Annotated in this window: 20 protein-coding genes and 2 pseudogenes; 15 read left to right on the top strand and 7 right to left on the bottom strand. The window is 66.6% G+C overall.

The annotated features are described in order from the left end of the window. The first annotated feature begins 221 nt into the window (after positions 1–221). The 3 genes and pseudogenes from ACQKLX_RS29105 to ACQKLX_RS29095 all read left to right on the top strand — a co-directional run bounded on the left by ACQKLX_RS29105 (position 222) and on the right by ACQKLX_RS29095 (position 3,720). A pseudogene (locus ACQKLX_RS29105) lies at positions 222–1,130 on the top strand (MBL fold metallo-hydrolase). 773 nt (positions 1,131–1,903) lie between these two features. Next, a complete protein-coding gene (locus ACQKLX_RS29100) occupies positions 1,904–2,374 on the top strand; it encodes a MarR family winged helix-turn-helix transcriptional regulator (RefSeq protein WP_427365052.1) in 471 nt (156 codons plus the stop codon). A 125-nt stretch (positions 2,375–2,499) separates the two neighbouring features. Next, entirely contained in the window at positions 2,500–3,720 is a 1,221-nt protein-coding gene (locus ACQKLX_RS29095) for an FAD-dependent monooxygenase (RefSeq protein ID WP_427365045.1), read from the top strand. Here ACQKLX_RS29095 and ACQKLX_RS29090 read toward each other — a convergent pair. Next, positions 3,717–4,631 carry a LysR family transcriptional regulator gene (locus ACQKLX_RS29090; RefSeq protein WP_427365044.1) on the bottom strand — a complete coding sequence of 305 codons (915 nt, stop codon included), beginning with the start codon at positions 4,629–4,631 and terminating at the stop codon, positions 3,717–3,719. The two genes, ACQKLX_RS29095 and ACQKLX_RS29090, sit on opposite strands and share 4 nt — an antisense overlap. Before the next feature lie 117 nt (positions 4,632–4,748). Between ACQKLX_RS29090 and ACQKLX_RS29085 the strand changes: the two genes are divergently transcribed. The 12 genes and pseudogenes from ACQKLX_RS29085 (at position 4,749) to ACQKLX_RS29030 (ending at position 16,312) form a co-directional block, all read left to right on the top strand. Further along, positions 4,749–5,087, top strand: a complete 339-nt coding sequence (locus tag ACQKLX_RS29085; RefSeq protein ID WP_427365043.1) for a Dabb family protein — start codon at positions 4,749–4,751, stop codon at positions 5,085–5,087. A gap of 44 nt (positions 5,088–5,131) precedes the next feature. Further along, positions 5,132–6,220 carry a maleylacetate reductase gene (locus ACQKLX_RS29080; protein WP_427365042.1) on the top strand — a complete coding sequence of 363 codons (1,089 nt, stop codon included), beginning with the start codon at positions 5,132–5,134 and terminating at the stop codon, positions 6,218–6,220. Between the two features lie 2 nt (positions 6,221–6,222). Next, positions 6,223–7,587 carry an amidohydrolase family protein gene (locus tag ACQKLX_RS29075; protein ID WP_427365041.1) on the top strand — a complete coding sequence of 455 codons (1,365 nt, stop codon included), beginning with the start codon at positions 6,223–6,225 and terminating at the stop codon, positions 7,585–7,587. A 10-nt stretch (positions 7,588–7,597) separates the two neighbouring features. Next, positions 7,598–8,515 (top strand): NAD(P)-dependent oxidoreductase, encoded by a 918-nt coding sequence (locus ACQKLX_RS29070; protein WP_427365040.1) that lies wholly within the window; start codon positions 7,598–7,600, stop codon positions 8,513–8,515. Next, complete coding sequence (locus tag ACQKLX_RS29065) at positions 8,512–9,399, top strand: intradiol ring-cleavage dioxygenase (RefSeq protein ID WP_427365039.1); 888 nt, start codon at positions 8,512–8,514, stop codon at positions 9,397–9,399. Before ACQKLX_RS29070 ends, ACQKLX_RS29065 begins: the two co-directional genes overlap by 4 nt. A gap of 63 nt (positions 9,400–9,462) precedes the next feature. Further along, the gene (locus tag ACQKLX_RS29060; protein WP_427365038.1) at positions 9,463–10,884 is read left to right on the top strand and encodes an FAD-linked oxidase C-terminal domain-containing protein; all 1,422 of its coding nucleotides are present in this window, start codon (positions 9,463–9,465) and stop codon (positions 10,882–10,884) included. Continuing rightward, positions 10,881–12,437, top strand: a complete 1,557-nt coding sequence (locus ACQKLX_RS29055; protein ID WP_427365037.1) for a sugar ABC transporter ATP-binding protein — start codon at positions 10,881–10,883, stop codon at positions 12,435–12,437. The genes ACQKLX_RS29060 and ACQKLX_RS29055 overlap by 4 nt, the downstream gene beginning before the upstream one ends. After that, positions 12,328–13,382 (top strand): annotated as a pseudogene (locus ACQKLX_RS29050) (ABC transporter permease). The gene ACQKLX_RS29055 and the pseudogene ACQKLX_RS29050 overlap by 110 nt, the downstream one beginning before the upstream one ends. Further along, positions 13,379–14,353 carry an ABC transporter permease gene (locus tag ACQKLX_RS29045; protein WP_427365036.1) on the top strand — a complete coding sequence of 325 codons (975 nt, stop codon included), beginning with the start codon at positions 13,379–13,381 and terminating at the stop codon, positions 14,351–14,353. Before ACQKLX_RS29050 ends, ACQKLX_RS29045 begins: the two are co-directional and overlap by 4 nt. 41 nt (positions 14,354–14,394) lie before the next feature. Continuing rightward, positions 14,395–15,363 (top strand): sugar ABC transporter substrate-binding protein, encoded by a 969-nt coding sequence (locus ACQKLX_RS29040; protein ID WP_427365035.1) that lies wholly within the window; start codon positions 14,395–14,397, stop codon positions 15,361–15,363. Between the two features lie 59 nt (positions 15,364–15,422). Beyond that, positions 15,423–15,710 carry a YciI family protein gene (locus ACQKLX_RS29035; RefSeq protein ID WP_427365034.1) on the top strand — a complete coding sequence of 96 codons (288 nt, stop codon included), beginning with the start codon at positions 15,423–15,425 and terminating at the stop codon, positions 15,708–15,710. A gap of 38 nt (positions 15,711–15,748) precedes the next feature. Continuing rightward, the gene (locus tag ACQKLX_RS29030) at positions 15,749–16,312 is read left to right on the top strand and encodes an NADPH-dependent FMN reductase (protein WP_427365033.1); all 564 of its coding nucleotides are present in this window, start codon (positions 15,749–15,751) and stop codon (positions 16,310–16,312) included. A 351-nt stretch (positions 16,313–16,663) separates the two neighbouring features. Here the strand turns inward: ACQKLX_RS29030 and ACQKLX_RS29025 are convergent, their stop codons facing one another. The 6 genes from ACQKLX_RS29025 to ACQKLX_RS29000 form a co-directional block, all read right to left on the bottom strand. Next, the gene (locus ACQKLX_RS29025; RefSeq protein WP_427365032.1) at positions 16,664–16,876 is read right to left on the bottom strand and encodes a hypervirulence associated TUDOR domain-containing protein; all 213 of its coding nucleotides are present in this window, start codon (positions 16,874–16,876) and stop codon (positions 16,664–16,666) included. A gap of 59 nt (positions 16,877–16,935) precedes the next feature. Beyond that, the gene (locus ACQKLX_RS29020) at positions 16,936–17,742 is read right to left on the bottom strand and encodes a family 1 encapsulin nanocompartment shell protein (RefSeq protein ID WP_427365031.1); all 807 of its coding nucleotides are present in this window, start codon (positions 17,740–17,742) and stop codon (positions 16,936–16,938) included. Continuing rightward, positions 17,735–18,799, bottom strand: coding sequence for a Dyp-type peroxidase (locus ACQKLX_RS29015; RefSeq protein WP_427365030.1), 1,065 nt, complete (start codon positions 18,797–18,799; stop codon positions 17,735–17,737). The genes ACQKLX_RS29020 and ACQKLX_RS29015 overlap by 8 nt, the downstream gene beginning before the upstream one ends. Positions 18,800–18,902: 103 nt before the next feature. After that, complete coding sequence (locus ACQKLX_RS29010; RefSeq protein ID WP_427365029.1) at positions 18,903–19,097, bottom strand: hypothetical protein; 195 nt, start codon at positions 19,095–19,097, stop codon at positions 18,903–18,905. Between the two features lie 62 nt (positions 19,098–19,159). Then, positions 19,160–19,414, bottom strand: coding sequence for a DUF2171 domain-containing protein (locus tag ACQKLX_RS29005; protein ID WP_427365028.1), 255 nt, complete (start codon positions 19,412–19,414; stop codon positions 19,160–19,162). A gap of 92 nt (positions 19,415–19,506) precedes the next feature. Further along, positions 19,507–20,395, bottom strand: an 889-nt coding sequence (locus tag ACQKLX_RS29000) for an AAA family ATPase (RefSeq protein WP_427365027.1), incomplete at its 5' end; no start/stop codon positions are given.

Below are 20,395 nucleotides of genomic sequence, written 5' to 3'. Positions count from 1 at the left end.
CCACGGGAAGCAAGAGTGCGGGCGACGCGAGAACGCGCCCATCCAATACTGGGTGCAGAAGGGCCCATTCCTATCCATTGGTGTGCATCGACTAGACCGTTGCCTGATTCCGCCGGGCACGAATTCCGAGGCTATTTGCCGACGCCGTTGCCGCCGAGAAGGTGGCCGATACGGCTCAGTAGCAGGATTGCCAGGAGGCTCTTGTGGGACAGCCACAAACGATGAAGACCTTTAAGACCGACGACAGCCCGGGGCCGGACGACCTCGTTCCATCGCGCTATGCCGTGCGGGTCGGCGAGATCGATGTACTCGTGATCAGCGACGGTGTCCTGGAGCCGCCGGCCGAGTCGATGGCGACCAATGCCGACCCGGCGACCCGGAACGCGTGGCTCGACCGTTCATTCCTGGCGCATGACACATTCGATTAGGCGCTGAATGCGGTCGTGGTGCGCAGCGGGGCTCAGACCATTCTCATCGACAGCGGGATTGGCGGCGAAGTTCCGGATTTCACGCGGGCCGGGCTGTTCGGCCACCGGCTGGCCGCTGCGGGCGTCGACCTGGCTGCCGTGACCGACGTGGTGCTGACGCATATGCACTTCGACCATGTCGGCGGGCTGCTGGTCGAAGGGGTGAAGGAGCAACTGCGTCCGGACTTGCGGATCCATGTGTCCGCGGCGGAGGCCAAGTTCTGGGAAGCGCCGGATTTCTCCCTCACCGGCATGCCGCCGGCGCTTGCAGAGATCGCCAGGAATGCGTCGAGGCGCTTCCTGGATACGTACCATGCCGAGTTACGCACATTCGAGCAGGAGCAGCAGGTTGCGCCGGGCGTGGTCGTCACGCGCACCGGAGGCCATACCCCTGGGCACAGCGTGGTCCGCATCGCATCGGGCAGCGACAGGCTGATGTTCGGTGGCGACGCCATCTTCCCGGTCTCGTTCGACCATCCCGAATGGCATAACGGTTTCGAACACGATCCCGAGGAGGCGACCCGCGTTCGGTTGCGCCTGATGCAGGAACTGGCAACGACCGGCTCCTGGCTCGTGTCCACGCATATGCCCTTCCCGTCCGTCGGGCGCGTCGCGGCAGAGGGCAAGCTCTTTCGCTGGGTGCCCGCCTGGTGGGACTACTAAGCGCCAGAGCGTAGAAGATCTCGGCTAGGCCTCGCGAAAGTACCGAGATCGCGCCCGCTGCTCATCCTGAGTGGAGCCAGTCAATCGTAGCTCACATCGCTGGGGTTCGACGGCTCCACCGCCCTCTATCGCAGACTTGACGGCTGCGGACCGACGTCAGTCGTCCTGGCCGGCGCACGGGATGTCCGCTTCCAAGCAAGGATCTAATGTAGGCTCCTGGCGCATTGCCGACCTATTTACTCACCATGGGAGCAAAGTAACCGTCGATGGTTTCAGACCCCCGCAATCAAATCAACAAGTTGCCGATCTTCGGCGCTCAAAGCCGCCCCTCCAAGGGCGGCTTTTTTGCGTGCCAGGAGCAAACAGCTCGATTCCGCGCTAGATTGCCGAAACGCCGCCGCTATCGCGCGGCGTGACCACGATCGTCTCAGCGCGCCGCTCCGGACACGCTATGGCAGCGATCCGGGTGGTCTGATCCGATCGGAATATGCTGCTGGCTCATGCCCGTCCCCATCTGCCTTGCTATCGCGAGCTTGGTGGGCACGATTTCTGAGATGGCGTTAAACAAAGCGATCAGAGCCGCCTGTCGTGCTAGCAGCTTCTGACTGCACTTCGGGATCGCGCCGCTAGCTGACGTTGGCACAATGCTCGAAGCCGGACTTGCAGCCTCGAGTGGCCTGAGGCCGGCCAGCCGAGCGGGGCCATGTGACAACCTGCCGGAGTGGCTTACTGTTCTGGCCGCGACGGACAGCAATACACAGAGCGACTTGCCGATGAAGATTCGAGAAGGGGTTCCGTCAGGTGCCGGGTGGCGCCACGCCAATATCGGCCGCCTCCTCAACAACGCCGTGCGCCGTTTCGAAGCCCGCGTCCTCACGCTGATGAGCGAAAAGGGTCACGTCCAAACGCGGATCTCGCACGTCAATCTGACACGCAATCTCGACATCGACGGCACACGGCTCACCGAGCTCGCGCGGCGTGCCTGCATGAGCAAGCAGGCCATGGGCGAGCTGGTCGACCAATGCATGGAGCTCGGGCTCGTGGGGCGTGCAAGCGACCCGGGAGACCGGCGCGCCCGCCTCGTCGTCTTCACGCCTGCGGGGCTGGAATGGCTCGGGGCGTTTCGCGCTGCTGTCGGCCTGGCCGAAGCCGAAATGCGGGCTGAGCTGGGCAACGAAACGACTGACGCCATTGCCCGGGGACTGGCGCGCTATGGCGCACAGCACGATCCGCTCGAAGCTTGAAATTAGTCAGGTTGCTTGACTAAATTAATCAGGCGCCATTACCATCTCATGCGTCAAGGCCGGCGCGGGCAGCGCTCAGTGCGCCCCAATGCACCCTGCGAAGCACACATGAGAGGAGACCCCAGATGAGGATCGCCATCGCCGGCGCCGGCATCGGTGGGCTCACCGCAGCGCTATGTCTGCACGAAGCCGGGCACGACGTTCGCGTTTTCGAGGCGGTGGAGATGCTGCGGCCGCTGGGGGTGGGAATCAATATTCTGCCCCATGCTTCCGGGGTGCTGCATGGTCTCGGACTCGGCGATGCGCTCGACCAGATGGCGATCCGGACGCGCGCGATCGAGTATCGCACGCGCTTCGGCCACCTGATCCAGTCCGATCCGCGCTCGGTCGAGGCCGGCTTCGCCTATCCGCAATACTCGGTGCATCGTGGAGAATTGCAGGTCCTGCTCGTCGACATGGTCCGCGCCCGCCTCGGCCGGGACACGCTCGCCACCGGCAAGGCGCTCGCCAGCTTCGGGCAGGATGCCTCCGGCGTTCATATCGACTTCGTCGACGGCACGAGCCATGACAGCGACCTGCTCGTGGGCGCCGACGGCTTCCATTCGCAAGTGCGGCGGCAGCTCCATCCCAGCGAGGGGCCAGCGCATTACGAGGGCACGATGATGTGGCGCGGCGCCAGTCTGCAGGCGCCTTTCGCCGATGGCCGCACCATGTTCATCGCCGGCGACCATGATGTGAAGTTCGTCTGCTATCCGATCAGCGCCCGCGCGGCGCAACAGGGCAAGGCGCTGGTCAACTGGGTGGCGGAAGTGCGCCGCGATCTTCCGCGCGCAGCGGAGGAAGCCGACTGGACGCGCGAGGGCGGGCGGGACTTCATCGCGCATTTCCTGGGCTTCCGCATGCCGGATATCGACATAGCGGCGCTGCTGCAGGGCACGCAGGCGGTCACCCGGTATCCGATGATCGACCGCGACCCGCTGCCCTGGTGGACGCGGGGGCGGGTCACCCTCCTCGGCGATGCCGCCCATCCGATGTATCCGATCGGCGCGAATGGCGCCTCGCAGGCGATCCTCGATGCGAGAGCGCTCGCCGACGCTCTCGCCGCGCGGCCGGGACCGGAGGGGCTGCTCGCCTATGAAGCCGCCCGCCTGCCGGTCACGACGGAGGTCGTGCTCAACAATCGCAAATCAGGCCCGGAGCGGGTGCTCGACATCGCCGCCGCCCGCGTACGGGGTCCGGAGGATCGGATCGAGGATCTGCTGTCCGCCACCGAGCTGGAGGAAGTCGCAGCCAGTTACCGGCAGATCGCGGGCTTCGTCAGGAGCTCGAGCCGGTCGGAAGCCTAGGCGGACCAGATCTCGCTCTTCGACGCCCTGCGCACGTAGTTTACCAGGAAATCGTTGAAGACGCGGATCTTCGCCGGCAGGCGTTCGCGATTCTGGTAGGCGATATTCATCGTCAGCATCGGCAGTTGCCAGTCGAGCAGGACGGGCACCAGGCGCCCGGCCTCGATGTCGGCTTGAACGATGTAGAGCGGCTGGATGAGGATGCCGAGCCCGGCGATCGCGGCCTGGCGGATCACCTGCCCGTCATTGCAGTCGAGCGCCCCGCCGATCCGCACGATCCGCTCGGTATCCCCCCTGGTCAGGCGTAGCGAGAACGGGTCGGCGGCAAGGTTGTAGACCAGCATGTCGTGCTGGGTGAGATCGGCGGGGGTCGCCGGTCGCCCGCGTTCCTCCAGATAGGTCGGAGAGGCGGCAAGGACGCGGCGCATGCGCCCGAGCCGCCGCACCACGATATTGCTGTCGGGCTCGTGCAGGCGGGTGCGGATGGCGACGTCGATGCCCGCTTCGATGAAGTCGAGATAGCGGTTGGCCACGGCGATGTGGACGCTGAGCTTGGGATAGAGCTTGCGGAATGCCGGCAGCATCGGCGCCAGATAGATCGTCGCGAAGGAGAGCGAACTCGTGACGCGCAGCACGCCTTGCGGCGCCAGTGTGTGCTCGTTCACGGCTTCCTCGGCCTCGGCGAGTTCACTCAGCAGGAGGCCGCTGCGCTGGAAGAACTCCTGGCCCACCTCGGTCAGCCAGAGCCGCCGGGTATTGCGCTCGACAAGACGGGCGGAAAGTCGTTCCTCAAGAGCTGCCAGATGGCGGCTTGCGGCAGCGTTCGACATGCCGAGCGCTTCGGCAGCGCGCGACAGGCTGCGCAGCTCGGCCGTCTTCACGAAAACCTCGATCTGGGTGAAGCGGTCCATTTTTCCGATTTGCGTAAAAGAGACTTCCTGAAGCTCGGCTTTATTTCCGGCTTTCGCAAGTCTTAACTCGCCCCACAACGAAGGCCCAAGACGATGGCCGAAGGTCGAGGAAACGCCATGCCCGGTCCGGTCCGCCACATCGTGATGTGGCGCTTGCGCGGCGACACGCCGAAAGAGCGCGCCGATGCCCGCGCCAAGGTCAAGGCTGCCTTCGAGGGCCTCCGGGGCCGCATCGACGGTCTCACCCATATCGAGATCGGCGCCGACGTCAGTGGCGTCGACTATGCCTGCGATGTCGTGCTGGTCAGCGAGTTCGCCGACCGGGCCGCACTCGAAGCCTATGGCAGCCATCCCGAGCATCTCAGGGTCCGGCAGGAGCTCGCCGATCTCAGGATCGCGCGCTTCCAGGTCGACTACCTCGCCGATAACGACGCTTCCGCCGTCGCCGGCGAGTAAGCCGGCGCCGTCCGATCAACGCCTCATCCGCAAAGGAGCCTTCGATGATCGAGACCTTCGCCTATGAGGCCCTGCCGTCGCGGGTCCGCTTTGGCCGCGGCACGATCAAGGAGGTCGCCGTCGAGGTCGAGCGTCTCGGCGCCAAACGGGCGCTGGTCCTGACCACGCCGCAGCAGGTGGCTGCGGGCGAGCGTCTCGGCGCCCTGCTCGGCTCCGCTCTGGCCGGATACTTCAACGACGCGACGATGCACACGCCGGTCGAAGTGACGCAGCGGGCGCTCGAGACCCTGCGCGAGACGGGCGCCGATTGCGTGGTTGCGCTGGGTGGCGGCTCAACCACCGGGCTCGGCAAGGCCCTGGCGCTGCGCACGAATGTGCCGCAGCTCGTCATCCCGACCACCTATGCCGGCTCCGAGATGACGCCGATCCTCGGCCAGACCGAAGCTGGCCGGAAAACGACGATCCGCTCGCTCGACGTGCTCCCCGAAACGGTGCTCTACGATGTCGAGCTGACGTTGAGCCTGCCGCCGATGCTGTCGGCGACATCAGGCATCAATGCCATGGCCCATGCGGTCGAGGCGCTCTACGCCAGAGATCGCAATCCGATCATCTCGCTGATGGCCGAGGACGGCATCCGGACCTTGTCCTCGGCGCTGCCGATCCTGGTCCACGAGCCGGCCAATATCGAGGCGCGCTCGAATGCGCTCTACGGCGCCTGGCTCTGCGGCTGCTGCCTCGGCGCGGTCGGGATGGCGCTGCACCACAAGCTTTGCCATACGCTCGGTGGCTCCTTCGACCTGCCCCATGCGGAGACGCACACCGTCGTGCTGCCGCACGCTGTCGCCTACAACGCTGTGGCTGCGCCCGAGGCGATGGCCGCGATCAGCCGGGCGCTCGGTGCGCCCGACGCGGCGCAGGGCCTCTACGATCTGGTGCGGGCGCTCGGCGTGCCGCTGTCGCTCGCCAGGCTCGGCATGCCCGAGAGCGGCATCGAGACGGCCGCCGACATCGCCGTCGAGAACCCCTACTGGAATCCGCGTCCGGTGACGCGCGACGGCATCCGCGACCTGATCGCCAAGGCCCATGCCGGCGAGCGGCCCCGTGCGGCCGCCACCGAAGACGAGGCGGCCTGAGCATGGCCCGCCGCATCCTCATCTCGGGTGCCACCATCCTCTCGATGGACGCCGCCACCGGTGACCTGGCCAGGGGTGACATCCTCGTCGTGGACGGCAAGATCGCTGCCATCGCGCCGCGCATTGAGGCCGAGGATGCCGAGCGCGTCGACGCGACAGGGCGCATCGCCGTGCCGGGCTTCGTCAACGCCCATATGCACAGCTGGCAGACGGGTTTGCGCGGGCTCGCGGCCGACTGGACGCTGCTCGAATATTTCCGCTGGGTCCATGCCGGGCTCGCGACTCTGTTCAAGCCTGACGACATCGGCATCGCGACCCTGATGGGCGCGCTCGGCCAGATCGATGCCGGCACCACGACGCTGGTCGACTGGTGCCACAACAATCCGACACCGGAACATACCGACGCCGCCGTCGAGGCGTTGGCCGAAAGCGGTATCCGCGCCGCCTTCTTCCACGGCTCGCCCAAGCCCGACCCCAGGCCCGGCGAACCGCATTTCTCGGAAGTGCCGCATCCGCGCGCCGAGGTGGAGCGCCTGCGGCGCGGCCGCTTCGCCGGTGATGACGGGCTGCTGACGCTCGGCCTCGCAATTCTCGGTCCGCACTATGCGACGATGGAGGTCGCGCGCGCCGATTTCCGCCTGGCGCGCGAATTCGATCTGGTCGCCTCGATGCACCAGGGCGGCGGCGCGGCGAAGACGCCGGGCGGATGGGAAAACTTGATCGCCGGGGGCCTGGTCGGGCCTAGCATCAACATCGTCCACGGTAACGACCTGCCCGATGAGCTGTTTGGGCAGCTGGTCGATCTCGGCGTCTCCTTCTCGGTGACGCCAGAGAACGAGATGACTCAAGGCCACGGCTTCCCGATCACCGGGCGGTTGCTGGCGCGTGGGGTTGCGCCCTCCCTCGGCGTCGACCTCGAATCCGTGCTCGCCGGCGACATGATGGGCGTGGCGCGCGTCGCCCTCGGCATGCAGCGCGCGCTCGACAATGCCGAGAGCCGAAGGCAGACCGGCGCCATTCCACCGACCTCGACGATTCCGGTCCGCCAGGCGCTGTCCTGGATCACCATCGAGGGCGCGCGCATGCTCCGTCTCGATCACCGCATCGGCTCGCTCGCGCCCGGCAAGCAGGCCGACATCACCCTCATCGATGCACGCGCGCTGCATCTGCAACCGGTGCACGATCCGGCGGCCATGGTCATCATGCAGGCCGGGCGCGGCGACATCGAAGCCGTGATGATTGCCGGCCGCTTCATGAAGCAAGACGGCCGGCTGCTGGCCGATGGACTGGATGGGAAGCTCGCCTGCCTCGCGGCCTCCGGCTCGCGGATCGTCGAAGAGCTTCGCCGTCGGCAGCAGGCGGCTTGAGGACAACGAGATGACGCACACGAAAACCATCGGCTGGATCGGGCTCGGCAAGATGGGGCTGCCCATCGCGAGCCGCCTTGCAGCGGCCGGACACGACATCGCCGGCTTCGACCGCGACCAGCAGCGCATCGCCGAGGCTGTGGAAGGCGGAGTGAAGCCGGCCGCCACGCTTGCCGACGCGGCGGGACGCGACATCGTCTTCACCTCGCTGCCGGACGACAAGGTGCTCGCCGCCGTCGCATTGTCCGGCGGACTTTTCGATGCGATGCGCGAGGGCGCGGTCCTGATCGAGACCTCGACAGTCAGCCCGACGATCTCGGCGGAGGTCGCGCAGGCGGCGGCGCGCCGCGGCGTTGCCTATCTGCGCGCGCCGGTCTCCGGCAACGCTGCCATCGCCCATACCGGCAATCTGACCTGCTTCGTCTCGGGACCGCGCGCCGCCTTCGACGCGGTCCTGCCGATCGCGCAGGACTTCACCCGCGCCCAGAAATATCTTGGCGAGGCCGAGGAAGCCCGCTTCGCCAAGCTCGCCGTCAACCTGATGATCGCGGTCTCGGCGGCGATGATGGGCGAGAGCATCGTCCTCGCCCGCAAGGGCAATCTCGCCTGGCAGGACATTCTCGATGTGCTGACCAACAGCGCGGTCGGCTCGCCCATGGTCCATTACAAGGCCAAGAGCCTGGAAACGCGCGACTTCTCGCCGACTTTCTCCTGCCGGCAGATGGCCAAGGATCTCGACCTGATCATCGGCGCCGGTCAGGCCGCCGAGATGGCGCTGCCGCTCGCGGCACTGACCCGCGAGACCTACGGCGCCCTGATCGGGCGCGGCGAGGGCGAGGCCGATTTCATCTCGACCGTGCGCCTCGCCGAATGGCTCGCCGGCCTGGGCGAACCCGAACTCAGCAAGAACGATGGGAGGCTCGGATGAGGAACTTCGACCAGAACAGCATCACCGAGGCGGTGCTGGAGCGCGTCGCCGCCGCTCCGGACGCGCGCACGCGGCAGATCAGCGAGGCCCTGGTCCGCCATCTCCACGATTTCGTCCGTGAGGTCCGCCCGACGCAGGACGAATGGGCCAAGGGCATCGCCTTCCTGACCGATACCGGCCAGATGTGCACCGGGGCGCGGCAGGAGTTCATCCTGCTTTCCGACACGCTCGGCGTCTCCATGCTGGTCGACGCGATCAACCACGACCATCAGGGCGCGGTCACCGAGAGCACCGTGCTCGGCCCGTTCTATGTCGAGGGCCCGCCCGAGGCGGCGCTGGGCAGCGACATCTCGGGCGATCTGCCGGGCGAGCCGATGTATGTCTCGGGCTCTGTCGCCGCGGCCGATGGCAGCCCGCTCGCCGGGGCGATCGTCGATGTCTGGCACTCCGACGAGGACGGTTATTACGACGTCCAGCATTCGGAGGACGCGGCCGACCTCGTCGCCCGGGCGCGCTTTCGCACCGACGCGCAGGGCCGCTTCCATTTCTGGTCGATCAAACCGGCGGCCTATCCGATCCCGCATGACGGACCGGTCGGCAAGATGCTGGAGGCGCAGGGGCGTCATCCCTGGCGGCCGGCCCATGTCCACTTCATGATCGCGGCGCCGGATCACGAAAAGCTCGTCACCCATGTCTTCGTCTCCGGCGACCGATATCTCGATTCCGACGCCGTCTTCGGCGTGAAGGACTCGCTGATCAGCGATTTCAGCGAGCAACCGGCCGGTACGGCTCCGGACGGGCGGACGCTCGACCGGCCGTGGTGCCGGCTCACCTACGACTTCCAGCTCAACCCGGCTTCGGAGGCCGCGCACCGCGCCGCCTGAGGCGCCGACCATCGACCGCAATCGAGAGAGCCCGGCCAGCGGGCCATCGCGGAGGGAGAAGACATGTTGACCAGACCATTCCCGGATGGCGGCGCCACGGAAACGGCGTTGACGCAGCTCGCGCAGATGCTCGGCTCACGCATCAGCCGCGCCGCCGGCGTCCTCGCCGACCATGGCCGCAGCGAGGCCTATCATGCGCCGGCGCCGCCCGATCTCGTGGTGTTCCCCGAAACGACCGAGGAGGTGCGTGGCATCGTCGCGATCTGCCGCGATCTCCGGCTGCCGGTCATTCCGTTTGGCGCCGGCACCTCGCTCGAGGGCAATGCCTCGGCGCCACTCGGTGGCGTCTGCCTCGACATGTCGCGCATGGACAAGGTGCTGGCCGCAAGTCCGGAGGACATGGATGTGCGCGTCCAGCCCGGCATCACCCGCAAGCAGCTCAACGCGCAACTGCGCGACACCGGCCTGTTTTTCCCGATCGATCCCGGCGCCGACGCCTCGATCGGCGGCATGGCCTCGACGCGCGCGTCGGGCACCATGGCCGTGCGCTACGGCACGATGAAGGACAATGTGCTGGCTTTGGAGGCAGTGCTCGCCGATGGCCGGGTGATCCGCACGGCCCGGCGCGCCCGCAAATCCGCCGCCGGCTACGACATGACCCGCCTGCTCGTCGGCGCGGAGGGGACGCTCGGCGTCATCACCGAGGTGACGCTGAAGCTCCATCCGCAGCCCGAGGCGATTTCCTCGGCCGTCTGCGCCTTCCCCGACCTCAAGGCGGCGGTCGACACCGCGATCGCGGTGATCCAGTCGGGCGTCCCGGTGGCGCGCATCGAACTGCTCGACGCTGTCATGATGCGCGGCATGAACCTGCACGCTAGGCTCGGCCTGCCGGAGGCGCCGCATCTCTTCTTCGAATTCCACGGCTCGAAGAGCTATGTCGCTGAGCAGGCGCAGACGGCACAGGCGCTGGCCGAAGAGTTCGGTGGGCAGGGTTTTGCCTGGGCGACCGCGCCGGAGGAACGCGGCCGCCTCTGGCAGGCTCGTGACAACACGCTCTATGCCGGGCTCGCTTTGCGGTCGGGCGCGCGCGCCCTGGTCACCGATGTCTGCGTGCCGATCTCGCGCCTGGCCGAATGCCTCGTCGCCACCGCTGCCGACATCGCGGAGAGCGGCCTCGTCGCCCCGGTGGTCGGGCATGTCGGCGACGGCAACTTCCATCTTCTGGTGCTGCACGATCCGGAGAGCGTCGAAGAACGCGCGCGGGTGAAGGCGTTCAACGAACGCCTGGTGCGTCGGGCGATCGCGCTCGACGGCACCTGCACCGGCGAGCACGGCATCGGCCTCGGCAAGGTCGATTTCCTCGAACTGGAGCTGGGCGAGACCGTCGACGCCATGCGCCTGGTCAAGCAGGCGCTCGATCCGTTGGGGATCATGAACCCGGGCAAGATCTTCCGTTCGATTGCGCGCAGGGGAGGCGAGTCATGAGCGCTTTAGCTGCGATCAAGCCGGACTGCGACGTGACGGCTCCACCGCCCTCGGCAGCCGACGACACGCCGCTGTTCGAGCTCAGGGGCATCTCCAAGACCTTTCCGGGGGTGAAGGCGCTCGACGACGTCTCCTTCGCGCTCTGGCCGGGCGAGGTGCATATGCTCCTCGGCGAGAACGGCGCCGGCAAATCCTCGCTGATGAAGGTGCTGTGCGGTGCCTATCAGGCCGATGCCGGCGAATATTTCCACGAGGGCGAGACCGTCGAGATCCGCACCCCGGCCGATGCCCGCAAGCTCGGCATCGCCGTGATCTTCCAGGAGTTTTCGCTCGTCCCCTATCTCGACGTGGCGCAGAACATCTTCCTCGGCCGCGAATTCCGCTCGCGCATTCCCGGAATCGTCGATCGCCGGCGGCTCTATCGCGAGGCGCAGGCGGTGCTCGACCTGATCGGCCTCGACATCGATCCCAGGACCAAGGTCCACACGCTCGGTGTCGCCCAGCAGCAGATGGTGGAGATCGGCAAGGCCCTCTCCCAGAATGCGCGCATCCTCGTCATGGACGAGCCGACCGCCGCGCTCTCCGACCGCGAGACCGAGCGCCTCTTCGAGGTGATGCGCCAGCTCCAGGCGAAGGGCGTCGCCATCGTCTACATCTCGCACCGCATGGCGGAGGTGTTCGCGCTCGGCGACAGGATCACCGTGCTGCGCGACGGCAAGCTCGTCGGCCGGGCGCGGCCGGGGCAGACCACGCCGGACGAGCTGGTGCGCATGATGGTCGGCCGCACCGTCGACATGAGCTATCCGCGCAATTTCGCGCAGAAGCCCGGCGAGATTGCCCTGGAGGTCAGGGGCCTCTCGGCGAAGAACGGCATCCGCGACATCGATCTCACCGTGCGCGCCGGCGAGATCGTCGGCCTCTGCGGCCTGGTCGGCTCCGGCCGCAGCGAGGTCGCGCGCGCCATCTTCGGCGCCGACGAGGTCACGGCCGGCGAGATCAGCATCTTCGGAAAGCCCAGGCGTGGCGGGCCGGACGCTGCGACCATGGCCGGCGTCGGCCTCATCCCGGAAAGCCGCAAGACCGAAGGCCTCGCGCTGATCCGCACCGTCGCCGACAATCTCGCCGTCGCCGGCCTGCCCAAGCTCTTCCCGAACAAGCTGTTCTCGCCCGCTCAGGCAAGGCGCTCGGCCGAGGAGCTGATCAAGCGGCTACGGATCGTGACGCCCTCGCCGAACCAGAGTGTCGCGCTGCTCTCCGGCGGCAACCAGCAGAAGGTGGTGATCGGAAAATGGCTCGCCGCCGGCACGCGGCTGTTCATCTTCGACGAGCCGACCCGCGGCATCGATGTCGGCGCCAAGTCCGAGATCTTCGCGCTGATCGACCAGCTCGTCGCCGATGGCGCTGCGGTGCTGATGATCTCCTCCGAGCAGGCCGAGATCGTCCATGTCTGCGACCGCGCCTATGTCATGCGCGGCAAGCGCATCGTCGGCGAACTCTCCCGCTCCGAACTCTCCGAAGAGAACATCGTCCGAATGGGAATGCACCATGACTGATCAGGCGGTCTCCTCTCCTTCATTGCGCCTCCCGGCCGTCCCCGGCGTGGCCGTCGCGCTGGCCGGGCTCTCGCTGCTCTTTGCGTTGGCGAGCCCCGGTTTCCTCACCGCCGGCAACCTCTCCAACGTGCTGGTGCAGTCGGTCATCCTGCTGCTGCTCGCCCTGCCGATGACGCTGATCATCATGACCGAGGGGCTCGACCTCTCGATGGGCGCGGTGCTGACGCTGGCCTCGCTGGTGCTGGCGCTGATCGTGGTAGCGACGCAGTCGCTGGCGCTCGGTCTCATCGGCGCGCTCGCGGTCGGCCTCGCCTTCGGCCTGGTCAATGGCTGGCTGATCGCCGGCTTGTCGATCCCGCCCTTCGTCGCGACGCTGGGCACGCTCGGGGCTGCTCAGGGGCTCGCGCTCGTCGTCAGCGACGGCCAGAGCGTCGTCGGCATCCCGCGTTTCGTCCGGCTGGTCTATTCCGGAGAGACCTTCGGCATTCCGACGCCGATCCTGATCGGCGCGGGCTTCTACGCGCTCTTCCACATCCTGCTCTACCACACCCGCTTCGGCACCTATGTCTGCGCGCTCGGGGGCAATCGCGATGCGCTGACGCTGGCCGGCGTCGCCTGGAAGCGCCTGCTCGTCGCGTCTACATGCTCGGCGGCGCCATGGCGGGGGTCGCGGCCCTGCTGATGACTGCCCGCATCAATGCCGGCCACCCGACCGCGGCGATCGGGCTGGAGTTCGACGCCATTGCCGCGGTGGCGCTGGGCGGAACCTCCTTCGACAAGGGCAATGGCTGGCTCTTCGGCACGCTGCTCGGCGTGCTCACCGTCGGCGTGCTGCGCAACGGCCTCAACCTGATGGCCGTTCCCTCCTCGGTCCAAGTCGCCTGTATCGGCGCCCTCGTCATCGCCGCCCTTCTCGTCGACAGCCTGCGGAGCACACGGTCATGAGCATCGCCAGCGACGCCGCTACCCGGCCGGTCGGCCTCCATCTCTCGCGCGAGACACAGCAGCTCGCCTACCGATTGCTCGCGGTGGCACTGCTCTGCCTCGCCCTGAGCGTCGCGACCGAGGCCTTTTTCACCGCCAACAACATCCTCAACGTGCTCCGGCAGGCGAGCCTGCTGTTCTTCCTGGCCTCGGGGCTGACGCTGGTGATCCTGACCGGCGGGCTCGATCTCTCGGTCGGCGCCAATATCGGCCTCTCCGCCTGTTTCGCGGCGACGGTGATCAAGGCGACCGGCTCGCCGGTGCTCGGCACGCTGACGGGGCTCGCCACCGGGCTCATCATCGGCATCTGCAACGGGCTGATGGTGGCCAAGCTGCGCATCCCGTCCTTCATCGCCACCTACGGCATGCTCTGGGTGCTGCACGGCATCACCTATTACTACATGGCCGGCGAGACCATCCATGGCTTCCCGCCAGGCTTCCGCCAGATCGGCTCCGGCTATTTCCTCGGCGTGCCAATCCCGGTCTATCTGATGCTGGCCTTCCTGCTGGCCGGCACGATCTTCGCCCAGCGCACGATCTGGGGACAGCAGATCTACGCCATCGGCGCCAATCCGGTCGCGGCCCGCCTCACCGGCATCCCGGTCGATCGCCGCCTGATCCTGGTCTACGCCTTCTCCGGCGCGATGGCGGGCGTCGCCTCGATCGTCTTCCTCGCCCGGCTGAACTCGGCCGAGGGCGATATCGGCGAGGCGATGACGCTGCCGGCGATCGCGGCGGCGCTGATCGGCGGCGCCTCGCTGTTCGGTGGCGTCGGCAGTGTCTTCGGCACCTTCATCGGCGCGCTGATCCTGACGCTGGTGCTGAACGGCATGAACCTGCTCGCGGTCAACGCCAACTGGCAGCCACTGGTCACCGGCCTGATCGTCATCCTCGCCGTCTGGTTCGACATGGTCGGCCGCCGGCGCACCTGAACCAAGCAACACAACCGCAGAACCAAAGGGAGGGAACCACCATGTCGACATCAAAGCTTCTCGTCGCCGCGCTGCCCGCGATCCTGATCTCCACCGCGGCGCTCGCCGCCGGCGAGACGATCGCGGTCTTCACCAAGAACCAGACCAACCCCTATTTCCAGACGGTGCGGGTCGGCGCCGAGGTCGCAGCGAAGTCGCTCGGCGCCAAGGCGGTGCACTACATCCCGACCAAGCCCGACTCGATCCCCGAGCAGCTCAGCCAGGTCGAGGACGTCATCGTCAAGAAGCCGAGCGCCATCGTCTTCGTCCCGGTCGACTACAAGGCGATGGTGCCGGGCGTCGAGCAGATCAACGACGCCAAGATCCCGATCGTCAACGTCACCGACCGCAGCGCCGGCGGCAAGTTCCTCGCCTTCGTCGGGGCCGACGACTACAGCCTCGGCCTGGAGACGGCGCGCTTCCTGCTCAAGGAGATCGGCGGCAAGGGCAATGTCGTCATCCTCGAGGGGGTCAAGGGCTCGCTCACCAACATCGACCGGGTGCGCGGCTTCAACGACGCGATCAAGGAGTTCAAGGAGGTCAAGCTGCTCGCCAGCCAGCCGGCCAACTACCAGCGCCTGCAGGGCTTGCAGGTGATGGAGAACCTGATGCAGTCGCATCCGCAGATCGACGGCGTGCTCGCCGCCAATGACGCGATGGCGATCGGCGTGATCGAGGCTCTCGACGGCGCCAACCGCAAGGCCAAGGTCGTCGGGATCAACGGTACCAAGGAGGCGGTCGACGCGATCAAGACTGGCAAGCTGCTCGCCTCGGGCGACTATAACGGCTTCCTGCAAGGCTGCATCGGCACGCTCGTTGCGATCCGGGCCCTGCGCAAGGAGCCGATCGTCACCGAGGTGGTGCTGAAGCCGACTGTCGTGAACGCCTCGAACTTCCAGCCCTATGACAGCCCGCTGGAATCGCGCAGCTGCCCGAGCTGGAGCGAGGCGGCGGCCCTGGCCAGCAAGTGAACCGATCCTAACCCATCGTGGCGGCCGGCAGCTTGCCGGTCGCCTCAGGAGCCCATTGCATGCTGTTCGTGATCCACGCCCTCGACAGGCCGGGCGGGCTCGGTGCCCGCCTCGCCAACTACGACGCGCACAAGGCCTTTCTCTCGGACACCTCCGCGCTCAACGTGACAATCGTGATGTCGGGGCCTCTGGTTGGCGACGACGGCTCGACGATGATCGGCAGCCTCTTCATGGTGGAGGCACCGGATCGGGCGACGGTGGAGCGCTTCAACGCTGCCGATCCGTTCCACGCCGCCGGCATCTGGGAACGCATCACGATCACCGGCTTCATCAGACGCCAGGGCTGAGCCCGGCAATCGACCAAGCGTTTCAGGAGACAAGAGCAATGACCAAAGATAGCCGTCCGATCCGGGTCGTCGGGATTTCGGGCAGCCTGCGGGCCGGCTCATACAATACCGCAGCGCTCAAGGCTGCGATCGCGCTGGCGCCGGAGGGGATGACGATCGAGATAGCCGAGATCGGCGACCTGCCGCTCTACAACGACGACGTGCGCGTCGCCGGCTATCCGCCTCAGGTCCAGCGCTTCCGCGACCAGCTCGCAGGGGCCGACGCGATCCTGTTCGTGACGCCGGAATACAACTACTCGATTCCCGGCGTGCTCAAGAACGCGATCGACTGGGCCTCCCGCCCGCCGAGCCAGCCCTTCGACAACAAGCCCGTCGCCATCATGGGCGCGAGCGGGGGTGTCCTCGGCACGGCGCGGGCGCAGTATCAGCTGCGGCAGATGCTGATCTTCCTCAACGCCTTCCCGCTCAACAAGCCGGAGGTGATGATCGGCGCCGCTCAGACCAAATTCGACGAGGCCGGCAGGCTCACCGACGAGCCGACAAAGGAATTCATCCGGTCATTGCTCGATGCGTTGGCAAGCTGGACAAACAGGCTGAGATAGCCAGTGCCTTGGCTCAATGGGGTCGAGCCAAGCTCGGACCCGCTTCTCATGAAGCAAGCGTGTCCGAGTAGCATAGCCATGCTCTGGTTGCCGGACGATCTGTCCGCACTCCAAACCTGACAGGGAAAGCTGGCTCTAGCGCGTCGTGGAACTCGACCGAGACACCTCCGCCGTCGCGAGGCGCGACAACGATGGTCTCATCGCGCCGCGCCGGAGCGCCAGGCGAGCTCTCCAACGCGGATGTCCACAGTGAACGCGATCTCGGCCCCGATCCGCAAATCGACGAATTCCTCGTGCTGCGGTCGAATGGCCGACGGTGAGGGGCGGGAAATTCACCCTCGGCCGCCCGTCCTAATCGATATGCCGAAGTGCCCTGCTCTTATGGGCGGCGACATGATCGGTCTTGTCGCTCTTGATCAGGTATTGCGGCGTTGTCGGCGAAGCGCGGTGGATGTGGCCCTTGTAGTCGAAATCGGCCGTGCGCACGGCAATGATCACGCCGGAGACATGGCCTGCCTCCGAGTTCCAGCCGACATGGTCGCCGACCTTGAAGCTTTCAGCCATCGTAAGCCTTCCCTTCTCCTCCCCCCGCTCTTCTGAAATGCTCCTGCAGGGCGTCTCCGCTACTTGCCCTGCAGGGTCAGCGCGACAGCCGCCTCCGAGGTCAGCATGCGGAAGGTGAAGCTTTCCTGCAGGTAGAGCTCGACCGTCGTGGCGTCATGGCCGAGATAGCCGATCGAGATGTCCTGGCCGATGTCGAGCTCGAAGTCGCCGCCGCGGGTGGTGAGGACGAAACCGCCCTGGATCGCCGGAGCCCAGATCACGCCGCCATCGACGATGCGCTCGATATGGTGGAAGATCGGGTAGCCGTCATCGCTGCCGCCGCTCGCGGCGCGATAGGCTTCTCCGCCCAGCACCAGCGCGTAAGGGCCGTTGCAGCCGGCGAGCTTGAGCGCGCTCAGCGCCTTGGCGACCGCCTCCGGATAGGCATCGAGCTTGGCCGGCAGCGGCACCGCGGCATTGCTGCTGCCGGCGCGGATCCCGCCGATCCCGGCCGCTTCATAGCCTTCGAAGACGGCGCGGTCCTCGGCGAAGGCGATGGTCTTTGCGGCATCCTTCAGCGGCTGCCAGTCGGAATCGTTCGAGCCGCGCTCGACATCGTCGATCGCCTGCCGCGTCAGCCTGAAGGGAACGCGCAGTTCGACCAGTGGCTGCGCTTCGCGCAGCAGGGACCGGACGCCGTCGGCCGGCGCCGCGATCGGCCGGGTGTGCCCAGTGCCGGCTGCGGCGTAGCCGGCCCCTTTCGGACCGTCGACATCGACGACCCGGCGCGCCGAAAGATAGCGCTTCAGCGTGCGCGACGCCTCGTCCTCGATCTGCGCCCAGGCCGCGTCGGAGATGGGAGCGAGCTCCCGGTGCAGATTATTCATGGCCTGCCTCTTCCTTCAGGGAGCCGATGCCGAGCGAGCCGTCGCCGGAGGATCGGGGTGGAGATGATGCCGGCGCTGGCTCAGGAGCGGCGGGGGCCTCCGGGGCGGCCCTTTCGGCCGTGACGGCGTCCAGGAACGTCGCCGTCGGCACGAAGAACAGCGAGCCGGTAACGGCGCGGCTGAAGTCGAGCAGTCGATCGTAGGTGCCTGGCGGCGAGCCGATGAACATGTTCTCCAGCATCCGCTCGATCCGGCGGGGCGTGCGGGAGTAGCCAATGAAATAGGTGCCGAACTCACCGGTTCCGACTTGGCCGAAAGGCATGTTGTCCCTGAGGATGTCGACCGGCTCGCCATCCTCGGTGATGCTGGTCAGGACATTGTGCGCATAGGGCTTCTTGATCGCGTCGGGCTGCTCGATGTCCGAGAGCTTGTGGCGGCCGATGATGTTCTCCTGCTCCTCGACCGGTACCCGCTCCCAGGCCGTCAGGTCATGCAGGTATTTCTGCACGATGACATAGCTGCTCCCGGTGAAGGCGGCATCCTCGTCCCCGATGATGGCGGCTGTTGCCGCATCCGGGCCTGCCGGGTTCTCGGTGCCGTCGACGAAGCCGATCAGGTCGCGGTCGTCGAAATAATTGAAGCCATGGACCTCGTCGACGGCGGTGACGGCACCACCCAGCCGGACCATGATCTGCCTTGCCAGCTCGAAGCACAGATCCATCCGCTTGCTCGCACGGATATGGAACAGGATGTCGCCTGGCGTCGAGACGGCGTGATGCACGCCGCGGATCTCGCGGAATGGATGCAGCTCCTTCGGCCGCGGCCCATCGAAGAGGCGGTCCCAGGCCTGTGAGCCGATGGCCATGACGCAGGACAGGTTGCCCTGGAGGTCGCGGAAGCCGACGGCCCGCAGCAGCCCAGACAGATCGGCGCACAGGCCCCGCACCACCGTCTCGGCCGCATTGCCGGGGTTGATCGTCACGACGAGGAAGATCGCCGAACGGGTCAGCGTCGCCGCAACCGGCTGCGGGACGACGGATGGCACCCCTGAATCCATGGACAACCCTGCTGCTACTCGTCGCTCAAAGCCATGTCGGTCATCCGGATGGTCGCGCTGATCATCACGCGGCGCGCCAGCCTGCGCTCCGGCGCAGAGGAACTCAATCCATGTCGCGGAAGGCGTGACCGGCACTGGCGACGCCCTCGATCACACTCGGCGGGAGCAAGTCCGCTGCCGCCGTTCCATCGAAGAGCCATTCCTTCGGATCTGCGAAATCCGGAAGCCTGGCGCCGCTGGCGACGTAGAGGCCGATCGCCGGCTTCTTCGCGTTGATATAGAGGTCGTAGAGCTGCATCGCGCTGATCTCCTGAAGTCGAGCGGAACGGCCGCAGCCGGCAGGAGCTGCGGCCGGACGCATCACAGATCGACCGGCTTGCCCGAAGGCTCTTCCTCCAGCGTCACGGCGATGTCGGCATTGGCCGAGAGCCGCACCTTGTCGCCTTCGACACCGGCGACGAAGCCGAGCTCGATATAGTGGTGATGGCCCTCATGCCGGCCGTAGGAATCGCTCTTCTTGAGCTTGATGCGTTCGCCCTCGACGCGATCGACCGTGCCGACATGGACTCCGTCGGCGCCGATGACTTCCATGCCTTCGCTGACCTTGGCGTTCATGCTGATGTCCTCCTGGGTTGAGATCTGTCGGGTGCGAAAATCACGGCTGCAAGACGGCTCCACCGCGACGGCAGGAGCCCAACCGCCGGCGCTCACGTCAGTTCCAGCTCGTCTTCGTCCACCATCTCCGGCTTCTTGCCGTTGAAGGTGAGGCCATCCTTGCCGGCCGAGATCTTGACGGCCGCGCCGTCGCGGACCTCTCCCGAAAGGATCATCTGCGCCAGCGGGTCCTGCACATAGCGCTGGATCACACGCTTCAGCGGGCGCGCGCCATAGGCCGGGTCCCAGCCCTTGGTGGCGAGCCAGTCGCGCCCCTTCGCGTCGAGCGAGAGCACGATCTTGCGCTCGTCCAGGAGCTTGCGCAGGCGCCCGAACTGGATCTCGACGATCGCGCCCATATCGCTCTTCTGAAGTCGCTGGAACAGGATGATCGCGTCGATCCGGTTGAGGAATTCCGGCCGGAAATGCGCGCGCACCATGGTCATGACCTGCTCGCGCACCGCACTGGTTTTCTCGCCCTCCGGCTGGTTGACGAGATATTCGGCGCCGATGTTCGAAGTCAGGATGATCAGCACGTTACGGAAATCGACGGTACGCCCCTGGCCGTCGGTGAGACGGCCGTCGTCGAGAACCTGGAGCAGGACATTGAACACGTCCGGATGCGCCTTCTCGACCTCGTCGAACAATACGACCTGATAGGGCCGGCGCCGCACGGCCTCGGTCAGCACGCCTCCCTCGTCATAGCCGACATAACCTGGAGGGGCGCCGATCAGCCGGGCGACCGAGTGCTTCTCCATGAATTCCGACATGTCGATGCGGACCATCGCCGTCTCGTCGTCGAACATGAATTCGGCCAGTGCCTTGGCGAGCTCGGTCTTGCCGACGCCGGTGGGGCCGAGGAACATGAACGAGCCGATCGGCCGGTTCGGATCCTGCAGGCCGGCGCGGGCACGGCGCACCGCCGTCGACACGGCCCGGACC

The organism is Allobosea sp. NPDC003192, from assembly GCF_050275675.1.
Lineage (GTDB): Bacteria > Pseudomonadota > Alphaproteobacteria > Rhizobiales > Beijerinckiaceae > Allobosea.
The sequence above is the reverse complement of the archived record's forward strand: the minus strand, read 5'-3'. Positions and strand labels throughout refer to the sequence as shown.